Source organism: Kocuria sp. SL71, from assembly GCF_026672465.1.
GTDB lineage: Bacteria > Actinomycetota > Actinomycetes > Actinomycetales > Micrococcaceae > Kocuria > Kocuria palustris.
In genome coordinates, this window is sequence record NZ_JAPPRE010000001.1 from 2209367 (window position 1) to 2229480 (window position 20114).

20 protein-coding genes and 1 pseudogene are annotated in these 20114 nt (G+C 69.8%); 9 read left to right on the plus strand and 12 right to left on the minus strand.

Annotation, left to right across the window (positions count from 1 at the left end; translation table 11 throughout):
* Nucleotides 1–59: 59 nt before the first annotated feature.
* Entirely contained in the window at nt 60–524 is a 465-nt protein-coding gene (locus OVA15_RS09955; protein WP_006214035.1) for a MarR family winged helix-turn-helix transcriptional regulator, read from the minus strand.
* Between the two features lie 111 nt (nt 525–635).
* Here OVA15_RS09955 and OVA15_RS09960 point away from each other — a divergent pair, with 111 nt between their 5' ends.
* Together OVA15_RS09960 and OVA15_RS09965 are read left to right on the plus strand one after the other, a co-directional pair.
* Nucleotides 636–1526, plus strand: coding sequence for a dioxygenase family protein (locus OVA15_RS09960; protein ID WP_268144679.1), 891 nt, complete (start codon nt 636–638; stop codon nt 1524–1526).
* A gap of 35 nt (nt 1527–1561) precedes the next feature.
* Entirely contained in the window at nt 1562–2281 is a 720-nt protein-coding gene (locus OVA15_RS09965; RefSeq protein ID WP_006214032.1) for a hypothetical protein, read from the plus strand.
* Nucleotides 2282–2303: 22 nt separating this feature from the next.
* On the opposite strand, the gene OVA15_RS09970 is transcribed toward OVA15_RS09965, so the two are convergent.
* Complete coding sequence (locus tag OVA15_RS09970) at nt 2304–3017, minus strand: MOSC domain-containing protein (protein ID WP_006214031.1); 714 nt, start codon at nt 3015–3017, stop codon at nt 2304–2306.
* A 164-nt stretch (nt 3018–3181) separates the two neighbouring features.
* Here OVA15_RS09970 and nhaA point away from each other — a divergent pair, with 164 nt between their 5' ends.
* Nucleotides 3182–4576, plus strand: a complete 1395-nt coding sequence (gene nhaA, locus OVA15_RS09975; protein WP_268144682.1) for a Na+/H+ antiporter NhaA — start codon at nt 3182–3184, stop codon at nt 4574–4576.
* Nucleotides 4577–4636: 60 nt separating this feature from the next.
* On the opposite strand, the gene OVA15_RS09980 is transcribed toward nhaA, so the two are convergent.
* A complete protein-coding gene (locus OVA15_RS09980) occupies nt 4637–5125 on the minus strand; it encodes a hypothetical protein (protein WP_251714340.1) in 489 nt (162 codons plus the stop codon).
* Between the two features lie 82 nt (nt 5126–5207).
* On the opposite strand from OVA15_RS09980, the gene OVA15_RS09985 reads away from it, so the two are divergent.
* The 3 genes from OVA15_RS09985 to OVA15_RS09995 all read left to right on the plus strand — a co-directional run bounded on the left by OVA15_RS09985 (nt 5208) and on the right by OVA15_RS09995 (nt 10175).
* Nucleotides 5208–6059 carry an SIR2 family NAD-dependent protein deacylase gene (locus OVA15_RS09985; RefSeq protein WP_326493286.1) on the plus strand — a complete coding sequence of 284 codons (852 nt, stop codon included), beginning with the start codon at nt 5208–5210 and terminating at the stop codon, nt 6057–6059.
* A gap of 266 nt (nt 6060–6325) precedes the next feature.
* On the plus strand, nt 6326–7855 hold the full coding sequence (locus OVA15_RS09990) for an APC family permease (protein WP_268144686.1): 1530 nt from the start codon (nt 6326–6328) through the stop codon (nt 7853–7855).
* A 130-nt stretch (nt 7856–7985) separates the two neighbouring features.
* Entirely contained in the window at nt 7986–10175 is a 2190-nt protein-coding gene (locus OVA15_RS09995) for an MMPL family transporter (RefSeq protein ID WP_268144688.1), read from the plus strand.
* Nucleotides 10176–10310: 135 nt separating this feature from the next.
* Here the strand turns inward: OVA15_RS09995 and OVA15_RS10000 are convergent.
* The 5 genes and pseudogenes from OVA15_RS10000 to OVA15_RS10020 form a co-directional block, all read right to left on the minus strand.
* Nucleotides 10311–11298 (minus strand): annotated as a pseudogene (locus OVA15_RS10000) (IS481 family transposase).
* A gap of 78 nt (nt 11299–11376) precedes the next feature.
* Nucleotides 11377–11538, minus strand: a complete 162-nt coding sequence (locus OVA15_RS10005; RefSeq protein WP_268144690.1) for a hypothetical protein — start codon at nt 11536–11538, stop codon at nt 11377–11379.
* 43 nt (nt 11539–11581) lie between these two features.
* A complete protein-coding gene (locus tag OVA15_RS10010) occupies nt 11582–12460 on the minus strand; it encodes a permease (protein ID WP_268144693.1) in 879 nt (292 codons plus the stop codon).
* Nucleotides 12457–12855: an ArsR/SmtB family transcription factor gene (locus tag OVA15_RS10015; RefSeq protein ID WP_268144695.1), complete on the minus strand. Its 399-nt coding sequence runs from the start codon at nt 12853–12855 to the stop codon at nt 12457–12459. Before OVA15_RS10015 ends, OVA15_RS10010 begins: the two co-directional genes overlap by 4 nt.
* A gap of 159 nt (nt 12856–13014) precedes the next feature.
* Nucleotides 13015–13893 carry a hypothetical protein gene (locus tag OVA15_RS10020; protein ID WP_006214022.1) on the minus strand — a complete coding sequence of 293 codons (879 nt, stop codon included), beginning with the start codon at nt 13891–13893 and terminating at the stop codon, nt 13015–13017.
* A gap of 170 nt (nt 13894–14063) precedes the next feature.
* On the opposite strand from OVA15_RS10020, the gene OVA15_RS10025 reads away from it, so the two are divergent.
* Entirely contained in the window at nt 14064–14381 is a 318-nt protein-coding gene (locus OVA15_RS10025) for a glutaredoxin domain-containing protein (protein WP_006214021.1), read from the plus strand.
* Between the two features lie 304 nt (nt 14382–14685).
* A complete protein-coding gene (locus tag OVA15_RS10030; RefSeq protein ID WP_153005734.1) occupies nt 14686–16125 on the plus strand; it encodes a sugar porter family MFS transporter in 1440 nt (479 codons plus the stop codon).
* A gap of 120 nt (nt 16126–16245) precedes the next feature.
* On the opposite strand, the gene OVA15_RS10035 is transcribed toward OVA15_RS10030, so the two are convergent.
* Both OVA15_RS10035 and arsB read right to left on the minus strand, forming a co-directional pair.
* Nucleotides 16246–16680: an arsenate-mycothiol transferase ArsC gene (locus OVA15_RS10035; protein ID WP_268144699.1), complete on the minus strand. Its 435-nt coding sequence runs from the start codon at nt 16678–16680 to the stop codon at nt 16246–16248.
* A gap of 25 nt (nt 16681–16705) precedes the next feature.
* Nucleotides 16706–17764 (minus strand): ACR3 family arsenite efflux transporter, encoded by a 1059-nt coding sequence (gene arsB, locus OVA15_RS10040; RefSeq protein ID WP_268145697.1) that lies wholly within the window; start codon nt 17762–17764, stop codon nt 16706–16708.
* 123 nt (nt 17765–17887) lie between these two features.
* Here arsB and OVA15_RS10045 point away from each other — a divergent pair, with 123 nt between their 5' ends.
* Entirely contained in the window at nt 17888–18256 is a 369-nt protein-coding gene (locus tag OVA15_RS10045) for an ArsR/SmtB family transcription factor (protein WP_268144701.1), read from the plus strand.
* A 14-nt stretch (nt 18257–18270) separates the two neighbouring features.
* On the opposite strand, the gene OVA15_RS10050 is transcribed toward OVA15_RS10045, so the two are convergent.
* Both OVA15_RS10050 and OVA15_RS10055 read right to left on the minus strand, forming a co-directional pair.
* Nucleotides 18271–19722: an MFS transporter gene (locus OVA15_RS10050; protein WP_268144704.1), complete on the minus strand. Its 1452-nt coding sequence runs from the start codon at nt 19720–19722 to the stop codon at nt 18271–18273.
* Nucleotides 19723–19793: 71 nt separating this feature from the next.
* Nucleotides 19794–19958, minus strand: a complete 165-nt coding sequence (locus tag OVA15_RS10055) for a hypothetical protein (RefSeq protein WP_268144707.1) — start codon at nt 19956–19958, stop codon at nt 19794–19796.
* Between the last annotated feature and the right edge of the window lie 156 nt (nt 19959–20114).

The following is a 20114-nucleotide window of genomic DNA, read 5'->3' on the forward strand; positions in this document are numbered from 1 at the left end:
CTGCTCGCGGGCCGGATCAGAGCGAGGTCATCAGACAGCGAACAGCCGGACCAGGACGCTCAGACGCGCGGGGGCTCGACGCCGTCGGTGAGGTCGCGGGCGATCCGGGCGATCTGCTCGACCTGCTGGGCGCTGAGGCGATCGAAGATCTCCTCGCGGACGTGGGCGACGTGCCCCGGCGCCGCGCTGCGGACCTTCTCGAAGCCGTCCTGAGTCAGCTGGGCGACGACCACTCGGCGGTCCTGGGCGTTGGCGCTGCGTCGGACGTAGTCATGGCGCTCCAGCCGCGCGACGATGCGCGAGAGCCGGGACTGCCCCGTGAAGGTGGCTGCGGCCAGATCCGACATGCGATGGCTGCGATCCGGGGCCTCGGAGAGCATCGCCAGGACCAGATACTCGGCGAGGCTGAGGTCCTCGTCGTCGACCAGCTGGCGCTCGATCGTGCCGGGCATCTTGAACATCAGCGCGACGAGGGCAAGCCATGCCTCCCGCTCGTCGTCGTTGAGCCATTGCGGTTCCACCATGGTTGTAACCTTACTGCCCATTCTGGGTACTTGACGCATCACGTACTGAGGCGTAGAAATACTTTCCGACGCAACCGGCAGAAGGCTTGCCTCTTCGAACAGGAGCCCCCGATGACCACCCAGCCCACCTCGGCAGGAACCGCACCCGGCATGATCGCGCTGGACCGCCACGACCTCACGGCCGTGCCGCGCAGCGCCATGCAGCCGCGCTGGCAGGACGGCGACGCCCCGCTGCCGACCTTCTACATCGGCCATGGCTTCCCCGGACTGCTTGACGACGGCCTGTGGATGTCGGAGCTGTTCGAGTGGGCGGTCTCGCTGCCCAAGCCCAAGGGCATCGTGATCGTCTCCGCCCACTGGGAGCAGGCACCCACCATGATCACCGCCCCGGCGGCGGGGACCCCTCTGGTCTACGACTTCGGCGGCTTCGAGGAGCGCTTCTACCAGCTGCAGTACGCGACCCCGGATGCCACCGAGCTGGGCCGCCGGATCGCCGCGACCATGCCGGACGACGAGCCCCTCTACCAGCACCGCATGCGCGGACTCGACCACGGCGCCTGGGTGCCGCTGCGCGCCATGTACCCGCTGGCCGACGTCCCCGCCCTGCAGGTCTCCATGCCCACGCACGATCCCGAGCGACTGATGGACCTGGGACGGCGCCTGCGCGAGCTGCGCGCGGAGGGGTACCTGGTCGTCGGGTCGGGATTCATGACCCACGGGCGCCCCTCGGTCCAGCTGCTGCGCGCCGACGACGGCACCGCCGAGAACTGGTCCTCCGACTTCGACCTGTGGGCCGCCGAGATGCTCGACGCCGGCCGCGTGGACGCCCTGGCCGACTTCCGCCGCCAGGCCCCGGGCATGCCGCACGCCCACCCCACCGTGGAGCACTTCACGCCGCTGTTCATCACCCTGGGGGCGGCCTCGTCCCCCGATGTCGAGGTCCGCACCAGGATCGAGGGGTTCAAGATCGGGCTGTCGAAGCGCTCGATCGAGATGAGCTGACACCGGCCCCCCGCTGCTCTGCGAGGATGGTGGGCATGGATGATCAGGGAACCTGGCCCGTGCCCCTGTCCGCTCAGGACGGCACCGACGCACGCGCCTTCGACCGCCAGATGATGGACGAGATCCGCTCCGACCCGCAGGCGCTGCAGGAGATCGGCGGCGTGAAGGGCAATGTGCTGATCGTCCTGGTGCCGCTGCTGGCTGCGATCGTCGCTGTGGTGCTGCTGCTGCAGTGGATGCGCGACGGCTCCTGGGTCTGGCCCGCGATCCTGGCGGTCGTGCTGATCGTGGCAGGCGTCGTGTGGATCGGGCGCCTGCGCGCGGTCATGGGCCAGGCCCGCCAGGTGCTGGGCCAGGCAGCCACCGGCTCGGTGGGCTACGGGATCGGCATCATCCGCGAGCTGCGCATCGGCGGGGACGCGGCCGGCGTCGACGACGACCCCGCGGACCACGCCGCTGAAGAGGCCCCGAACGCCTCCGGGGCCGACGAGTTCGAGGTGTCGGAGGACGAGGACGACGACCTCTCCTCGGTCGAGGTCCAGCTGACCCTGTCCGTGACTCCGGGGCGGGGCAAGCCCTTCACGGCCCAGCTCTCCCAGCGCTACGCCACCGTCGATGCCCTGCGCCTGGAGCGCGGCCAGCACGGTCCGGTGCGCTACCTGCTGCGCTCCCCCGAGACCACGGCGGCCGTCGACGCCAGCCTCAGCCCCGACGCCGTCCAGCGCCTCTACCGCGCCGCCGCCCTGAACGGCTGATCCGCAGGCCCGGGCGGGCAGATCAGCTGGGCAGGTTCGGGTCGGCGCCGCCGATGAGCGCCTGCAGCCGATCCAGCAGCTTGGGGCTCAGGTCCTCGCCCGCCTGGAGCACTCGGGGCGCCAGGTCGCGCTCCAGGGTCCGCGCCCGGAAGGCCTCGGCCACCGTGATCCCGTGCTCGGGACGGGAGATCACCCGGACCTCGTCGCCGCGCCGGACCTCCCCTGGGGCGTCGACGGCCAGGTAAGCCCCGGAGCGGGCTCGCTGCGTGAAGCGCTTGATCCAGCCCTGCTCCTCCATCACGCCGGCGAACGTGCCGCACGGGATGCGGGGCTCGGTGACGCGCAGCCGCGCGGTCCCGATCTGCCAGAGCTCGCCGATCACGGCGTCGTCCACCGCCACGGACTCGAGCGTGAGGTTCTCGCCGAACATGCCGTCGTGCAGCGGACGGCCCAGCTGCTCCTCCCACCAGTCCAGCTCGGCGCGGTCGAACGCGTAGACGGCCTGGAACCTGCCGCCGTGGTGGGCCCGATCGCCCACGAAGTCGCCTGAGACCCCCGAAGCGAGCGGGGCGTCGGGGGCCCTGGGGCCGGGGTCGGCGATCGCCACGGGTCCGTCGATGGGCTGCTTGAAGATGCCGGTCGAGACCCGACGGGGCGCCGGATTCTCCCGCTCGGTGCCCACGTTGAGGCTGCGGACCCGGCCCGTCGCGTTCCCTCTGTGCTCGTGCGCGCTCATGCCGGAATCCTAGATCCGCACCCTGTGCCGCACAGACCGAGCGCTGGGGCCAGGCGCATCGCTTTGCTAACGTGGCAAGCGGTGAGCCGGGAAGTCTGGTCGGCCCGCGAGAGCGGAATGCGCATGCACCTGCCCTCATGCAGGCCGAATCCCACAGGAGACCGATGACCACGCCCCACAGCTCTGCGGAGAGCGCCGCCGAGCCCGATCATCACGTCGAGCCGCACCACGACCCCGTCTACGGCGCTTCCGACACTCCCTCCTCGAGCGGGATCGGTCGGCTCCTTCGCTCGGAGACGGTCGCCGGCGTCCTGCTGCTGGTCGCCACGGTCCTCGCCCTGAGCGCGGCCAATGCACCCGGGCTGCGCGAGCTCTACGAATCGGTCAGCGACTTCCACTTCGGCCCCGTCCTGGGCGACCCCGACAGCCCTCTGCTCACCCTGGACCTGAGCGTGAGCCACTGGGCGGCCGACGCCCTGCTGGCAGTGTTCTTCTTCCTGGTCGGCCTGGAGCTGAAGCAGGAGTTCGTGGACGGCGAGCTGCGCAACCCGGGCAAGGCCGCCGTGCCGATCGCAGCCGCCTTCGGCGGCGTCGCGGTCCCCGCCCTGATCTTCGTGGCCTTCGCCGCCAGCAGCGGCGGCGGCGAGCTCATGGGCGGCTGGGCGATCCCCACCGCCACGGACATCGCCTTCGCGACCGCAGTGCTGGCGATCGTCGGCTCGCACCTTCCGGTGGCCATGCGCACGTTCCTGCTGACGCTGGCCGTCGTCGACGATCTGATCGCCATCACGATCATCGCGCTGTTCTACACGTCGGATCTGAGCCTCGCCCACCTGGGGGCTGCGATCATCCCGATCGCCGTCTTCGCGCTGATCGCCTACAAGGGGCAGGCCACGTTCGCCGAGAAGACCTGGCTGACCTGGCTGAGCCTGTTCCCGCTGGGCGTGATCACCTGGGCGCTGTTCTACAACTCGGGCATCCACGCCACCATCGCGGGCGTCGTCCTGGCCTTCATGGTCCCCGTCCGCCCGAACCGCCGCACCGTCGAGCGCAACCCCGAGGCCGTGGGCCTCGCCTCCCACCTCGAGCACCTGGTGCGCCCGTTCTCCGCCGCGCTGTGCGTCCCGATCTTCGCCTTCTTCTCGGCCGGGGTGTTCGTGAAGGGCTGGAGCGGCCTGGTCGAGTCCTGGACCTCGGTCGCGGCGCTGGGCGTGATCGTGGGCCTGCTCGTCGGCAAGACGGTCGGCATCACCGCCACCACCTGGCTGCTCACCCGTCTGCGCAGGTTCAATCTCGATCCGGACATCCAGTGGATCGACGTCGTCGGCCTAGCCGCGCTGGCCGGCATCGGCTTCACGGTCTCGCTGCTGATCAGCGAGCTGTCCTTCGAGCCCTCGTCGGATCTGGGCGCCACCTCCAAGGTCGGCATCCTGACGGGCTCCGTGCTCGCCGCCGTCGTGGGCGGCGCCCTGCTGGGCATCCGCAACCGCCACTACAAGAAGCTCGGCACGGGCTCTTCGGACGAGGCCACGCAGGACGAAGCCTCGCAGGGCAGCTGAGCGGACATGACTGAGGGGCCGGGACATCTGTCCCGGCCCCTCAGTCATGTCGACTCCGCCTCAGCGGCGCTTGTTCGAGCTCCCACCGGAGGACGACGCCCGCGCAGAGCCCGGCACGGCGGTCGAGCCGGCGCGGGAGTAGGCGCGCTTGTCGCCCTTGCCCGCCTTGCCGTCGCGCTGGGCGGAGACCGTGCGGGAGGGCTGCGCCTGGACCGGCTGGCCGTCCGCGTCACGGATGACCTCGGCCTCGGCCTCGCGCTCGTCGTCGTGCTCGACGCCGCGGGAAGGCGCCGCCGAATCGCGCAGCGCCAGGCGCTCGCGCTCGGAGCGCTGAGCCGCCCCCGGACGCGCCGGAACGCGGCGGGCGCCGTCGCCTGCGGAACCCGGGACCGCGATGACCGCCACGGCCACCACGTTCAGGGCCAGACCGGCCAGCCCCAGGATCCAGCCCAGGACGGCCCAGCCGAAGCTCACGAAGAGCAGCGCGAGGAAGATCAGCCCGAGCGAGGTCAGGACGGCGGGGGTGAGGCGTCGGAAGTCGTACTTCATGCGTCCATTCCATCACAGGCACCGCGGCGGCGCCGGGCCCGCATGGGCTCACGGCCGGGGCGAGTCGCCTACCGTGGGGGCCATGAGCACCGATCAGGATCCCGACGAGTCCCTGTCCCAGCGCGCCGGCCGGTTCAACGCCCAGCTGCAGGCGATCGGTCCCGAGGTGCTGGATCTGTGCCGCTCGGCCTCGAGGGTCGCGGTGCTCTCTGGCGCCGGCATCTCGGCCGAGTCCGGCGTTCCCACCTTCCGCGCCCCGGAGACCGGGCTGTGGGCCCGCTACTCGCCGCAGGAGCTGGCCACCCCGGAGGCCTGGGAGGCCGATCCGGAGCTGGTCTGGGCCTGGTATATGCAGCGAGCGCGATATGTCCGGCAGTGCGCGCCCAACGCCGGGCACCGGGCGCTGGTGTCGTGGAGCGAGTACGCGGACGTCACGATCGCGACGCAGAACATCGACGACCTCCACGAGCGCGCCGGCTCCTCCGATGTCTCGCACCTGCACGGCTCCCTGTACTCGTTCCGCTGCTCGCACTGCGGCCGCCCGGCGGATCAGTGGCAGGTCGCCGACCTGCGCCTGGACGAGCCGCCCCTGGACGAGCCGCGCCCCGAGACCCCGCCGGAGTGCCTGGAGTGCGACGGCCCCATCCGCCCGGACGTCGTGTGGTTCGGGGAGGCGCTGCCCGAGGGGGCCTTCGACGACGCCGAGTCCGCCATGGCCTCGGCCGAGCTCGTGCTCGTGATCGGGACCTCCGGGCTCGTGCAGCCGGCGGCCTCGCTGCCGCTGACCGCCCTGGGCCTGGGGGTCCCCGTGGTCGAGATCAACCCGGAGCCCACCGGCTTCTCGGCCCAGGCCGATCACTCGGTGCAGCTGGCCTCCGGCACCGCGCTCCCGCTGATGCTCTCAGCGGCGCGCCGCAGCCCCGGCAGGGCCTGACAGCCCCTCCCCGCGCCGGGACCGAGCGCGGCCGTCGTCGGGGTGGCGCGCTCCGGGACGCCGCGGCCCGTCGTAGGCGGGCGGACACCCCATGCCCATGCCGAGGGAATCAGCGCCGCGGGACACGGCGGATGTGGCGCAACCGGGTCGGAACCGCCGTACAGTAGGCGCACCCCGTGGGGCCAATCACAGCCACCTGTGATAGCGGCGACAGCGCACCACCTGTCACCCCGGGCCCCGTCCGCATCCGTCCTCGGGAGCACCCAGTGAGCACCAACTCGCGCGAGAGCGCGCCCTCAGATCCCCGCGGCACCTCCACCGACGGCACCGCACCTGTCGAGAGCAGCGACCTGGCCAAGGTCATGGGCCCCGGCCTGCTGCTGCTGTTCATCGTCGGCGACATCCTGGGAACGGGCGTCTACGCCCTGACCGGCACGATCGCCGGCGAGATCGGCGGCGCCGCCTGGGCCCCGATCCTGCTGGCCTTCTTCGTGGCCGCCGTGACCGCCTTCTCCTACCTGGAGATGGTCACCAAGTACCCCGGCGCCTCGGGCGCCGCGCTCTACACCCACAAGGCCTTCGGGATCGGCCTGCTGACCTTCATGGTCACCTTCGCCGTGCTTGCCTCCGGCCTGACCTCCGCCTCCACCGCCGCCCGCACCGTGGCCTCCAACCTCGTGGCGGGCTTCGGCTGGGAGGACCCGCCCATGACGGCGGTGACCCTCATGGCCGTCGGCTTCATGGTCCTGCTCATGATCATCAACCTGCGCAGCGTCAAGGAATCCCTGATGCTCAACGTGGTGCTGACCTGCATCGAGCTCTCCGGCCTGGCCATCGTGATCCTCATCGGCCTCTGGGCCGCGACCCAGGGCAACGCCGACTTCTCCCGGACCATGATCTTCGAGACCCAGGGCGACAAGTCGATCTTCCTGGCGCTGACCGCCGTGACCTCCCTGGCCTTCTTCTCCTTCGTGGGATTCGAGGACTCCGTCAACATGGTCGAGGAGACCAAGGACCCGCAGAAGAACTTCCCGCGGATCATGCTCATCGGCCTGTGCATCACCGGCGCCGTCTACGTCCTGGTCTCCATCCTGGCCGTCGCGATCGTCCCGATCGGCGTGCTGGGCGAGTCCACGACCCCGCTGCTCGAAGTCGTCAACGCCGGCGCCCCCGGCATCCCGGTCGGCGCGATCTACCCGTTCCTGACCATCTTCGCGGTGGCCAACACGGCGCTGATCAACATGCTGATGGCCTCGCGCCTGCTCTACGGCATGGCCTCCCAGGGCGTGCTCCCGGGCTTCCTGGCCAAGGTCAGCTCCAAGCACTCCGTCCCGTGGGCCTCTGTGGTCTTCACGACCGTCCTGGCCGCCGCCCTGATCCTGGTGGTCGGGCAGATCATGGCCAAGGAGACCGCTGCCGCGCTCGGCGGCACGACCGCGCTGCTGCTGCTCGGCGTGTTCGCGGTGGTCAACGTGGCCGTGATCGTGCTGCGCAAGGACAAGTCGCGCGAGGGCACCGGCTACTTCCGGGCTCCCGCGTTCATCCCCTTCATCGGCGCGGCCACCACGCTGTTCCTGATCGGCCCGTGGGCGCAGGACGTCATCGAGTACCAGATCGCCGCCGTCCTGCTGGGCATCGGCCTGCTGCTCTCGGCGGTCAACTGGGCGTACAAGCGCTTCGTGAAGCACGAGCCCATGGGCTTCGAGGACACGCAGGCGATCGCGACCCTGGGCGAGGAGCCGGACGGGCACGATCCGCTCGGCGACTACTCCACGCACGAGCACCACAAGAAGTGATCTGCGCCCCGCCGCGCGGGGTGCAGCTGCCGGCCAGGGGCCCGTCGGATCGAACCGACGGGCCCCTGGCCGCTGTCGCGTCACAGGCCCATGAGACAGTGAGATCTCCCCATCGAATCGAGCAGGACCAGTGAACACTCCAGCAGCGCACCGCCGCCCGTGGGCGCGCACCCTGATCGCCCCTGCCCTGATCCTCATCTGGCTGGCCGTGCTGATGCTCGGCGGGCCGTTCTTCGGGCGGATCTCGGACGTCTCCACCAATCAGCAGAGCTCGTTCCTCCCCCAGTCCGCCGAATCCACCCAGGTCTCTGACCGGGCAGACGACTTCACGGAGGACCCCTTCCTGCCCGCCGTGGCCGTGGCCCAGCGCGACGACGGCCTCACCGACCAGGACAGGCAGTGGGCGCAGGAGCTCTCCGACTCGCTCGTGGACCGCGGCATCGCCGAGCAGCAGCCCTCCCCTCCCGTGGTCTCGGAGGACGGCGAGGCGCTGCAGCTCTTCGTGCCCATGGACGAGGACGAGTTCGGGGACCAGGTCTCCGAGCTGCGCAGCGCCATGGATGACCAGGCGCCCCAGGGGCTGACAACGGCGGTCACAGGCCCTGCGGGCTTCGCCAGCGAGCTGGCCGAGGGATTCTCCGGGATCGACGGCATCCTGCTGCTGGTGGCCCTGGCGGTCGTGTTCGTGATCCTGGTGGTCGTCTACCGCTCCCCGCTGCTGCCGGTGCTGGTGCTGATCACCGCCATGGCGGCGCTGTGCGCGGCGATCGTGGTGGTCTACCTGCTGGCGTCGTCGGGGCTGATCCAGATCAACGGCCAGGTGCAGGGCATCCTGTTCATCCTGGTCGTGGGTGCCGCCACCGACTACTGCCTGCTCTACACCGCCCGCTACCGGGACGCCCTCCATGCTCATCGCAGCACGCGCCAGGCCACCCGGGAGGCTCTGCGCGGCACCATCGAGCCGGTGCTGGCCTCGGGCGGCACGGTGATCGCCGGGCTGCTGTGCCTGCTGGTCTCGGACCTGGGCTCCACCGCAGCGCTGGGCCCGGCCGCCGCCACCGGCATCGTCTTCTCCATGCTGGCCGCGCTGACTCTGCTGCCGGCGGCGCTGATGCTCATCGGGCGCGCGGCCTTCTGGCCGGCCCGCCCCCGCTTCCAGGACCAGGGTCCGCAGGCCCTGGAGGTGGTTCCCGCTGACCGCGGACATGCCGTGGAGGGCGGCGGCCTCTGGGCGCGGATCGGGCGATTCATCGCCAGACGCCACCGCCCGGTGTGGATCCTCTCCACCCTGGTCCTGCTGATCGCCGCGGCCTTCGCCCCGCAGCTGCAGGCCTCGGGCCTCAAGCAGTCCGAGACGCTGATCGGCGAGTCCCCGGCCGCCGACGGCCAGCACATCCTCTCCGAGCACTTCCCCGGCGGCTCCGGATCCCCGATCACGGTCATCGCCCCGGAGTCGCGCATGGATCAGGTCGCGGAGGAGGCGGAGGCCCTGGATCCCGTGGACTCCGTGACGGTCACGGCGCTGGATGCCCCGCAGGGCTCCATCCCGCTGGGCTCGGCGGCCGCTCAGCTCGAGTCCGCTCCCCCGGGCGCGAATCCGTTCGAGGGGGTCTCCCCGACCGTCGTCGACGGCGACGTCCAGATCCAGATCACCACCACCACCGACCCGGATGCCGATGAGACCTTCCAGGCCGTCGAGACCCTGCGCTCCGAGCTGCACGGGATCGACGACACCATCCTGGTCGGCGGCGAGACCGCCAGCACGCTGGACACCAATCACGCCGCCGAGCGCGACCGTGCGGTGATCATCCCCATGATCCTGGCGGTCGTGCTGGTGATCCTCATGCTGCTGCTGCGCTCGGTGCTCGCGCCGGTCCTGCTGGTGGTGCTCACGGTGATCTCGTACGCCTCGGCGCTGGGCGTCAGCGCGCTGGTGTTCAACCACGTGCTCGAGTTCCCGGGCTCGGATCCCTCGGTGCCGCTGTACGCGTTCGTGTTCCTGGTGGCGCTGGGCATCGACTACAACATCTTCCTGATGTCGCGGGTGCGGGAGGAGTCCCTGGAGCACGGGACGCGCGCCGGCGTGCTGCGGGGAACGGTGCTGACCGGCGGTGTCATCACGTCCGCCGGCATCGTGCTGGCTGCGACCTTCGCCGCGCTGGCCGTGATCCCCATCGTGTTCATGGTGCAGCTGGCCTTCATGGTGGCCTTCGGCGTCCTGCTCGACGCCCTGCTGGTGCGCTCCCTGCTGGTCCCGGCGCTGACCTACGACATGGGCCGCATCATCTGGTGGCCCCGCCACCGCCGCCTGGCCCCCTGAGCCGCACTCTTTCCCCCGCCTACGTGCTGCATCGCGTCTCTGCGCGCGCTGCGCCGGCTGCACCCGGAAGCACGTAAGCGCGGGGGCCCGGCGTGCGCATGTGCGCTCTGGGCGCGGGAAAGCGCAGGGAGGCACCTAGGTGTACTGACCGGACACGTTGGTCAATCGTGAGAAAGGCGGCTGGTTGCCGCAGGCCGTGTGGGGCCGGTGATGGTTGTAGTAGTGCAACCAACCGTCGAGCTCGCCGCGGCGTTCGTCTTCGGACGTGTAGCAACGGGTGTATGCCCAGCCGTCGGCCAGGGTGCGGTGGAAGCGCTCGATCTTGCCGTTGGTCTGCGGGCGATACGGCCTGGTCCGTTTGTGCCTGATTCCCAGCTCGGCGCAGGTGTCGCGCCACAGGTGTGAGCGATAGGCGCCACCGTTGTCCGACAGAACCCGCTCGACGGTCACCCCGCGGGCGTTGAACCACTCGACGGCCCGGACGAGGACCGCTATGGCGGTGTGGGCTGTTTCGTCGTCGTGGATCTCGGCGTAGGCCACGCGGGAGTGATCATCGATGACGGTGTGGACGTAGGCCTTGCCCATCAACGGGTCGTAATGCTTGTTCTTGGGCTTGCCGGGTGTGGCAGCGCGGTTCTTCTCGCCTTGTTGTCGGCCAACGTAGCGCCAGCCTCCCCCGTCTGGGATGTTGCCGAGCTTCTTGACGTCGACGTGGAGCATCGCCCCGGGGTGGGTCGTGTTCGTAGCGACGAACAGGCTCTCCGGTGGCACGGTCGACGTGAGACAGGCGGCTCAAGTGGACGTCGACCAAGATCCGGTGGACTGTCGACGGAGCAACGCCAATTCGGTATGCCAACTGAACCGGACCTTCCCGCAGGCGAAGGCGCAGTTGGATGCAGCGCCGGATGATCTGCGGGTTGGTCCTGTTGGGCGAGCGGTGCGGTCGGGAGGACCGGTCCTGCATGGACTGACCGGCGCGGTAGCGGTCAGCCCAGCGCTTCACGGTGGGCCAGGAGACCTGGAATCGGGCGGCAACTTCACTGATCGGCCATCCGTGGTCAACAACCAGCTGGGCAACCTTGAGGCGGTGACGCGGGGTGAGGGCGGCATTGGCGTGGGGCATGGTGGCCTTCCTGGTGACGAGCGGGTGGAGACAGTGACGGGGCTGCACCCTGTGGTGCAGCCCCGTCGATTCGGTTTGTCAGTTGCCGTCCGTGTCCTCGCTGTTCGGCACTGAAGAGGCAGCCGTCTCGGTGGGCGTTCCCTGCTCGCTCTGGGGCTGGTTGTCATCGTCGGGCACGATCTGGGCTCCGCAGCAACTGCTGTCCTGCTTGCGTGCGGTGAAGAGGTCCTTGAGTCCCATGGTTGTTTGTTCTCCTCGTGTGGTTGGGAATGTGGTGGTTGGGTCAGGCGATCAGTGGGATGAGATAGCCGGCGGCAATGGCCGTGCCTATGACAGTGACCACGAAAGTGACGACCAGTCGGGGCTTGAACAAGGCGGTGAGCATCGAGATCTCGGGGATCGAGGCTCCGGCGCCGCCGATCATCAGCGCGAACACTGCACCTAGCCCCATGCCGGTCGAGCTGAGGGCCAAGCCGATGGGCAGCATCGTCTCGATCCGCACGTAAAGCGGAACGCCAAGGACGGCGGCCAACGGCACGGCCCACGGTTTGTCGTCGCCAGCGACCGCGACGAGTTGGTTCTGAGGGACGAAACCGTAGATACAGGCACCGACCGAGACGCCCAGCACCATCGGGACGAGCAGCGGTCTCAGATCGGCCCAGGCTTCACCGAGTGCCGGTCGGATCTCGTTGCGCAGGCCTGCCCAGGGGTGGGGGGTGCTGTCGTCGCCGACGACCTTGACTCGCTTGAGCTGGCTGGCCATGCCGAGTCGTTCCCATACGAGGGGGGCGAGCAGGGACCATGCGGCGGTGACCACCGTGTAGACCAACGCGATACGCCAGCCGAACAGCAGCACCACCCCGGCCACGATGATGGGATCCAGCAGCGGTGACGAGATCAGGAAGGTCATCGACGTCCGGAACGCCACCCCCGACTTCAACATCCCAGCCAGCACCGGCAGCGTCGAACAGGAACAGAACGGCGTGATCGCCCCCAGCAGTAGCCCCTTGAGCGGGCCGGGAAGGCGCCCATCGGCCATCCAGCTCTGGATCCGATCCGGCCCGAACCGCCGGTTCACCAGCGCAACGAGAACCGAGATCAGCGAGAACAGGACGAGCAACTCGACCAGGATCAACCCGAAGGTCTGTACCGCATGAATCACCGCGCAGCACCCTCAGTCGATGCCTGACCCTCCGCTGCTGGGGCAGTGCAGCACGCCTTCTGTCCCTCTGGAGTGAGAGTCGCCAAGTGAGCGAGCCACTGCACCGGCGCCGCCAACTGCTCACAACACAGCTCGTAGATGTTGGACCGGCCCTCGGCCCGCACACTGATCAGCTGCGCTTCCCGCAAGGCTGCCACATGGTGACTCACCAGCGCCTGGCTCAACCCGGTGGCCTCCTGCAACTGCTTGTTCGAGCACGCCCCCGCCGCAAGCGTCAGCACGATCATCAGTCTGTTCTCGTCTGACAAAGGCTTCAGCAACGGAGCAAGCATCCGCGCGTGGTCCCGCGCCGACAGGTCCGTGCGCGGCAGGGCAACATCCAGTGAAACTGTCATACCCACACTATAGACAAGCCTGGCTTTATGTCACAAATGGCGACTTGTCTATCAATCAACGTGTCCGGTCAGTACATCGCAGGGCGGGAGAGGCGGCGACGACGAAGGGCGCCTCCCCCTGGCGGGAGAGGCGCCCTTCGCGGAGCAGCAGGGGCCGGGTCAGGCGGCGGCGGCGTCGTCCTCGCGGATGACGGGCAGCTCCTCGGTGATGGGGCCGTCGTCGAGGTCGCGGTGCGCGGAGGCCGCCGCAGTGCTGCGGGACTCGGAGCGGGCGTAGGCGGTCTCGGCGTCGCTGTAGCGCGGAGCCTGGCGGTGAGCCAGCTTGCGGTCCGCGCGCGGGAGACCCCAGCCGAAGCGCTCTGCCATGGCCGGGACGACCCTGTTGGCCAGGCCGCAGCCCAGCACCACGCCCGCCCAGGCGACCGGCAGGGACAGCACGACGTCCAGCACGTAGGCGGATGACGTCAGCAGCGCCGACAGCGCCACGGCCAGGCTCACACCGGCACCGGCGAGCAGGACCGCCATGCCGGAGATGTGGCGCCGCGAGGCCACTAGGAAGGACAGGGAGATGCCGATGGCGGCGCACACGGCAGCGGAGGGCAGCGAGGAGCCGACCTCGGCGGTCAGGACGCCGTCGCCCAGGCCGGGAGCCGGGCGGCCGATGATCTGCTGGGCGGTGCTCGCGACCACGACCATGGTCACTGCGGTCACGGCGAAGCCCGCGGCATCGCGGCCGCTGCGCTTGACGAGCGCCAGCCACGCGGTGAGTGCGGCGATGATGCCGTAGACCCAGGGTGCGGAGAAGATGCCGTGGACGAAGCCCGCGACGGCCAGGAGAAGGCCGGAGCGAACAGGGTCGAGGGCCGCGAGGACCTGGGACTCCGCGGCGCCGACCTCAGGTGTGAGACTCACGATCCGTCCGATCGCGCCGATCGCCAGGACGACGATGAGCGGGACGATGATCCAGTGCTCAAGCTGGGGCAGGTGCCAGGTAGCCCGGTCCGGCGAGGGGGAAGAAGACTGCGCCGGGGTAGACATTCTTCGATTCTGGCATCCATCGGCCCCTGGACCTGGAGACACAGCGTGGAATGACAAGAATCCGCAGGAATTTTTCGCCGATCCCACAGCCGCTGTCATGGTGGGGGAACAACGGATCGGCCTCGGCGGCTGGGGTACCCGGACCCGCATCACCCTTGAAGGAGACTCTCATGGCCCTCGAATCCCGTCCCAGCGCCGACCAGGCCACCGCCCTGCAGCACATCGCCGACGGCGGCGCCGTCGTCTACTGGCGCCCGGGCTGTGGCTTCTGCGCCGCGCTGGACCGCTCGCTCGGCGAGACCGGCGACCGCGCCCTGTGGGTGAACATCTGGGAGGACGACGCCGCCAAGGGCTACGTCGAGGACATCAACGACGGGAACGCGACCGTGCCCACCTTCGTGACCACGCAGGCGGGGTTCGTGGTGGCCACGCCGGAGGAGCGCGCCCTGGTCGCGACGGCGCTGGAGCAGGCGACGCCCGCGGCCTGAGCAGCCCCCGAGGCGAGGGCGCAACCCCGGAGGCACCTCCGTCGATGACCCCGCGATCATGGCGCCCGGTCCCCTGGACCGCCCGAGCGCGTCGCCCATCAGCGGCGCGCTCGGTCGTTGCCATCTCGGTGACCCATCCGATGGACATCACCTGTGGCCAGGCCTACTCTATGGCCACTGTTCACCGGCGGTTCATCATGGGCGACCCTCCTCACCCAGCCTCGGCGGACCGAACAACAGGCCCCGGCCAGAGCGCCAGGGCGAGCCCGCTGCACCAGGGGCTCGGCACAGCAAAGGAGCTGCGATGTCCACCTACACCTCGCCGATGTCCCTGGGAGGGCATACGGCCAACATGGGTGCTGTCCTGCGGATCAGCCTGGTGGCCGCCATGGGCGGCTTCCTGTTCGGCTACGACTCCGCGGTGATCAACGGCGCCACCGGCGCCATGCAGGAGTACTTCGACGTCTCCCCCGGCGCCCTGGGCTCGGCCGTGGCCTCCGCTCTGCTGGGTGCGGCCGCCGGCGCGTTCTTCGGCGGGCGGCTGGCGGACAGCATCGGCCGTGTGAAGGTCATGCGGATCGCGGCGATCCTGTTCCTGGTCTCAGCGATCTTCTGCGCCTGGGACCCGTTCTTCACGGATGACACCGCCGGGTTCGCGTGGCTGATCTTCTGGCGCGTGGTCGGCGGCGTGGGCGTGGGCGTGGCCTCGATCATCGCCCCGGCCTACATCGCCGAGGTGGCACCGGCGGATGTCCGCGGCCGCCTGGGCTCGCTGCAGCAGCTGGGCATCGTGACCGGCATCTTCGCCTCCCAGATCGTCAACCGCATCATCGTGGGGATCGCCGGCTCCGCCGACGGTCATGTCCTGGGCGGCATGGATGCCTGGCGCCTCATGTTCCTGGTCTGCGCCCTGCCTGCCGCGCTGTACCTGATCGGGGCGTTCATGATCCCCGAGTCCCCGCGCTGGCTCGTGGGCCAGGGCCGCCGCGACGAAGCCCTGCGCATCATGACCCACCTGCAGGGCGAGGGCCCCGCGGTGCACCGCCTGGGAATCATCGACAAGACCCTCGACTCGGAGCGCAAGCCGCGCTTCTCCGATCTGCGCGGCGCCGTGGCCGGCCTGAAGCCCGTCGTGTGGGTGGGCCTGGGCCTGGCCGTGCTGCAGCAGCTGGTTGGCATCAACGTGATCTTCTACTACTCCAACCAGCTCTGGCAGTCCGTGGGCTTCCAGGAGTCGGACGCCTTCACGATCTCCACGATCACCTCGGTGACCAACGTGGTGGTGACTCTCGTGGCCATCGCCCTGGTGGACAAGATCGGGCGCAAGAAGCTGCTGCTGATCGGCTCGGCCGGCATGGTGCTGACCCTGGGCACCATGGCCGTCGTGTTCTCGACCGCCACGATCACCGACGCCGGCCCCGTCCTGGGCGACACCGCCGGCCCGATCGCGCTGGTCGCCGCCAACCTGTACGTCGTGTTCTTCGGCGTCTCGTGGGGCCCGGTCATGTGGGTCCTGCTGGGCGAGATGTTCCCCAACAAGATCCGCGGCGCCGCGCTGGCCGTCGCCGGTCTGGTGCAGTGGCTGGCCAACTGGGCCGTCACCGCGTCCTTCCCGGTGCTCTCCGAGGCCTCCCTGGTGCTGGCCTACGGCCTGTACGCGTTCTTCGCGGTGGTGTCGCTGATCTTCACCGCCAAGATCGTCCGGGAGACCAAGGGCGTGGAGCTCGAGGACATGCTGGACTGATCTGCGGCTGAACCGCTCGAGGGCCCGACGCCCGCGCTCCTGACAGGGTGCGCAGGCGTCGGGCCCTCGTCATGCGGGGACTCGCAGGACGACGACGGCCGCGCGCCCCGTCATTGCAGATCAGCTCTCGGGGGTTGCGGTGAGCTGCTGGAGCAGGCGCTGGACGCGGGCGTCGATGTCGTCGCGGATCAGGCGCATGCGCTCCATGCCCTCGATCCCGCGCGCGGACGGCTCGTCGGTCTCCCAGGTCTCCAGCCGACCGTCGAGCGGGATCTCGGTGTCGAGCCTGGCCTCGGTGCCCAGCACCACCACGCGGTCGGCGCGGCGCAGGAGCTCGGGATCGATCGGGCTGGGCCGCCCCTGGGACATGTCCGCGCCGAGCTCGGCGACGGCCTCCACGGACTGCGCATTGAGCTTGCTGCCGGGCTCGGTGCCTGCCGAGCTGACGCCGACGGCGCCCTGGGCTCGGTGGTCCATCAGCGCTGCGGCCATCTGGGACTTGCCGCCGTTGCGGACGCAGACGAAGAGGATCTCGGGACGGGTGTCGTCGTTCATCGGAATCTCCTGGAGGTGGGTCGGTTCAGGCGCGGAAGGCCGGCACGGTGGGGTCCCCGGGGAAGAGCCTGCGCCCCGCCCAGAGGCTGACGTACACGAGACCCACCAGCACGGGCACCTCGATCAGCGGGCCGACCACGCCCGCCAGCGCCTGGCCCGAGGTCACGCCGAACGTGCCGATCGACACGGCGATGGCCAGCTCGAAGTTGTTGCCGGCGGCGGTGAAGGCCACCGTCGTCGAGTGGGCGTAGTCCAAGCCCGCGGCCCGGGAGGCCAGCAGCGCCAGGGCGAACATGACCACGAAGTAGGCCAGCAGCGGCAGCGCGATCCGCGCGACGTCCCACGGGCTGGAAGTGATCGCCTGACCCTGCAGCGCGAACAGCAGCACGATGGTGAACAGCAGCCCGCGCAGCGCCCAGGGGCTCAGGCGCGGCAGGAACGACTCCTCGTACCACTGCCGTCCCTTGGCCCGCTCCCCCAGCACGCGCGTGAGGAAGCCGGCGAGCAGCGGGATACCCAGGAAGACGAGCACGCTGAGCACGATCGCCCCGACCGAGAACTCCACGGAGGTTGTCGCCAGGCCCAGCCAGGAGGGCAGGACCTGCAGGTAGAACCAGCCCAGCGCGCCGAAGGCGATGACCTGGAAGACGGAGTTGATCGCCACGAGGACCGCCGCAGCCTCGCGGTCGCCGCAGGCCAGGTCGTTCCAGATCAGCACCATGGCGATGCACCGCGCCAGGCCCACAATGATCAGCCCCGTGCGGTACTCGGGAAGGTCGGGCAGCAGCAGCCACGCCAGGGCGAACATCAGCGCCGGGCCCACGACCCAGTTCAGCACCAGCGACGTCCCCATCAGCCGGGGGTCGGCGGCGATGCGGCGGGTCTCGTCGTAGCGGACCTTGGCCAGCACCGGGTACATCATCACGAGCAGCCCCACCGCGATCGGCAGGGAGACGCCTGCAATCGAGACGGACTCGAGCGCGGTGTCCAGACCCGGGATCAGCCGCCCCAGGGCCAGGCCCAGCGCCATGGCCAGCAGGATCCACACCGGCAGCCAGCGATCGGTGAAGGACATGGCCTGCATGACGGGCTGGTCGGGGGCGGTCGTCGCAGCGTCAGCAGCCAAGGAGCGCGGGCCTCTCAGATCGATGGATGTCGATGGGAGGTTACGTCCTCATATCGACGTTCGTCAATGTATTGTGAGGGCATGAGCGCCATCGCACGCGAGCAGAGCACAGAGGGCACACAGGCCATGGCATCCGGCCAGGAGTGCTGCTCGCTGTCCGCCGGGCCGCTGAGCTCCGCGGACGCCGGGCGCTCCGCTTCCATGTTCAAGGCACTGGGCGATCCCATGCGCCTTCGACTGCTCTCCCACGTGGCCGCGCAGGGCTGCGAGTCCGTATGCGCCTGCGATCTCACGGAGCCACTGGGGATCAGCCAGCCTACGGTGAGCCATCACATGAAGCGCCTCGTGGAAGCCGGCCTGATCATCCGGGAACAGCGGGGCCGCTGGGCGCACTACAGCGTGGTGCCGGAGGCCTTCGCGCGGCTTCGCCAGGTGCTCGACCTGCGCTGAGCGACCCGCGCGGCTCAATCCTTCAGCGGGTGCGCGGCCTCGTCGCGCGCCATGCGGAAGGCCAGCCACACGACGACGGCCATCACCGCCGGCACGATCGCTGCGGCGGCGAAGATGGCCTCCACGGGAACCACCGTGGACAGCGGCCCCACGACGGCCATGGACACCGGCATGAGCAGCAGCGAGACGAAGAAGTCCAGGCTGGAGACGCGTCCGAGCATCCGTGCCGGCACGCGGCGCTGCAGCAGGGTCCCCCACAGCACCTGGCCGATGCCGTCGGTGGCGCCCACCACGATCATGATCGCGACCAGCACTGCCCAGGACTCGGTGAAGCCCACGAAGATCAGCGGCAGCGTGCCGAAGCCCCAGGCCACCATGATCCAGGTCAAGTACCGCCGCGGCAGGGGCATCCCGGAGATCACCAGCGCACCCACTGCCGAGGCCGCGCCCGTGACGCCCAGCAGCAGACCGACTTCCGCAGCCCCGCCGCCGAAGGAGTCGCGCACCACGAACGGCAGCAGCACTTCGAGCGGGCCGATGAAGCAGAACACGGTGATCACCGCGAAGATCAGGGTGCCCATCAGCCACGCGGTGCGCCGGACGTAGGAGACGCCGTCCATCATGTCGGCGAGCATGGAGCGCAGCCCGCCCGACGGGGCCGAGGCGGGGTCGGGCGGGAAGAGGGTGACGGGCTCGTCGTCGCCGTCCTGCCGATGAGCCTGGGCCCCGGTGACCAGCGGGGCCGCTGACGGCAGCTGCGGGAGCTGGCCTGTGGCCGGGTCCGGGACCAGCTCGGGCACGCGCAGGCCCAGGATGATCGCCACGGCGACCGCGTAGCAGAGGGCGACCATGGCGAAGCCTGCGGTCGGCGAGAGCGCCGCGGCCAGCAGCCCGGCCAGCGCGGGCCCTGCGGCCGTCTGCAGCAGGGGCCGCGCGGAGCCCTCCAGCCCGTTGGCCGCCAGCAGCGCCTCCGCCGGCAGCAGCCGCGGCAGCGAGGCCGAGTACGACGGGTAGAAGATCCCCACCCCCGCGAAGACCAGGAACGACGCCGCCGCCAGCAGCCCCACGCTCAGCATCCCCGTGGCGCTGAGGATCGCGGTGACGGCGGTGACGAGCGTGGAGGAGATCAGCACGCCGCGCAGGACCAGGTGCGGCGGGAAGCGGTCGGCCACGACCCCGCCGATCAGCGCGAACATCACCACGCCCACCGCGCCGGTGGCCGAGACCACGGAGAGCTCGACCGGGGAGCCGCCCTGGGCCATGACCTGGAAGACGATGGTCAGCGCCCAGGTGCCCTGCGCAAGCACCACGGCGAGCATGGCCGCGGCCAGCCGCGGGTAGCCCGCATGGCTGAAGGGGGCCACGGCCCGCCGCGCGGCCCGGGAGGCTCCCGCCAGCCGACGACGCCCGCCCTGGCTCGGTTCGGGCTCAGGCGTGGGATGCGGCGACTGGTCGTTCGGGGTCATCGCGGGAAGTCTAGATGCTGGCGGTCAGGGGCCGACCGGGCTGCGCTTGGGCAGCCTGGGCCGGCTCGGCGCTACAGCAGCCCGCGGATCACGAGGACAAGCCCCACCACAGCGAGCAGGGCGCCCATCACGCCCATGGGGAGCATGATCCGCGGGCCGCCACGCGCGATCCCCTTGTTGATGACGTGCTTCTGGAACAGGTAGGCCATGACCACCGACAGGCAGCCGATAGCCAAGAGAGGGACTCCGAACGGGTCGATCATTTTTCCTCAATCACGTGCGACCAGGATTTGCCGAAACTATTTTGAATTGCGCTCATTGCTCATAAAAAGAAGCCAACAGTTCCGGCGACACCCACAGCACCCAGGGCGATTATTCGCCAGTCACCGACC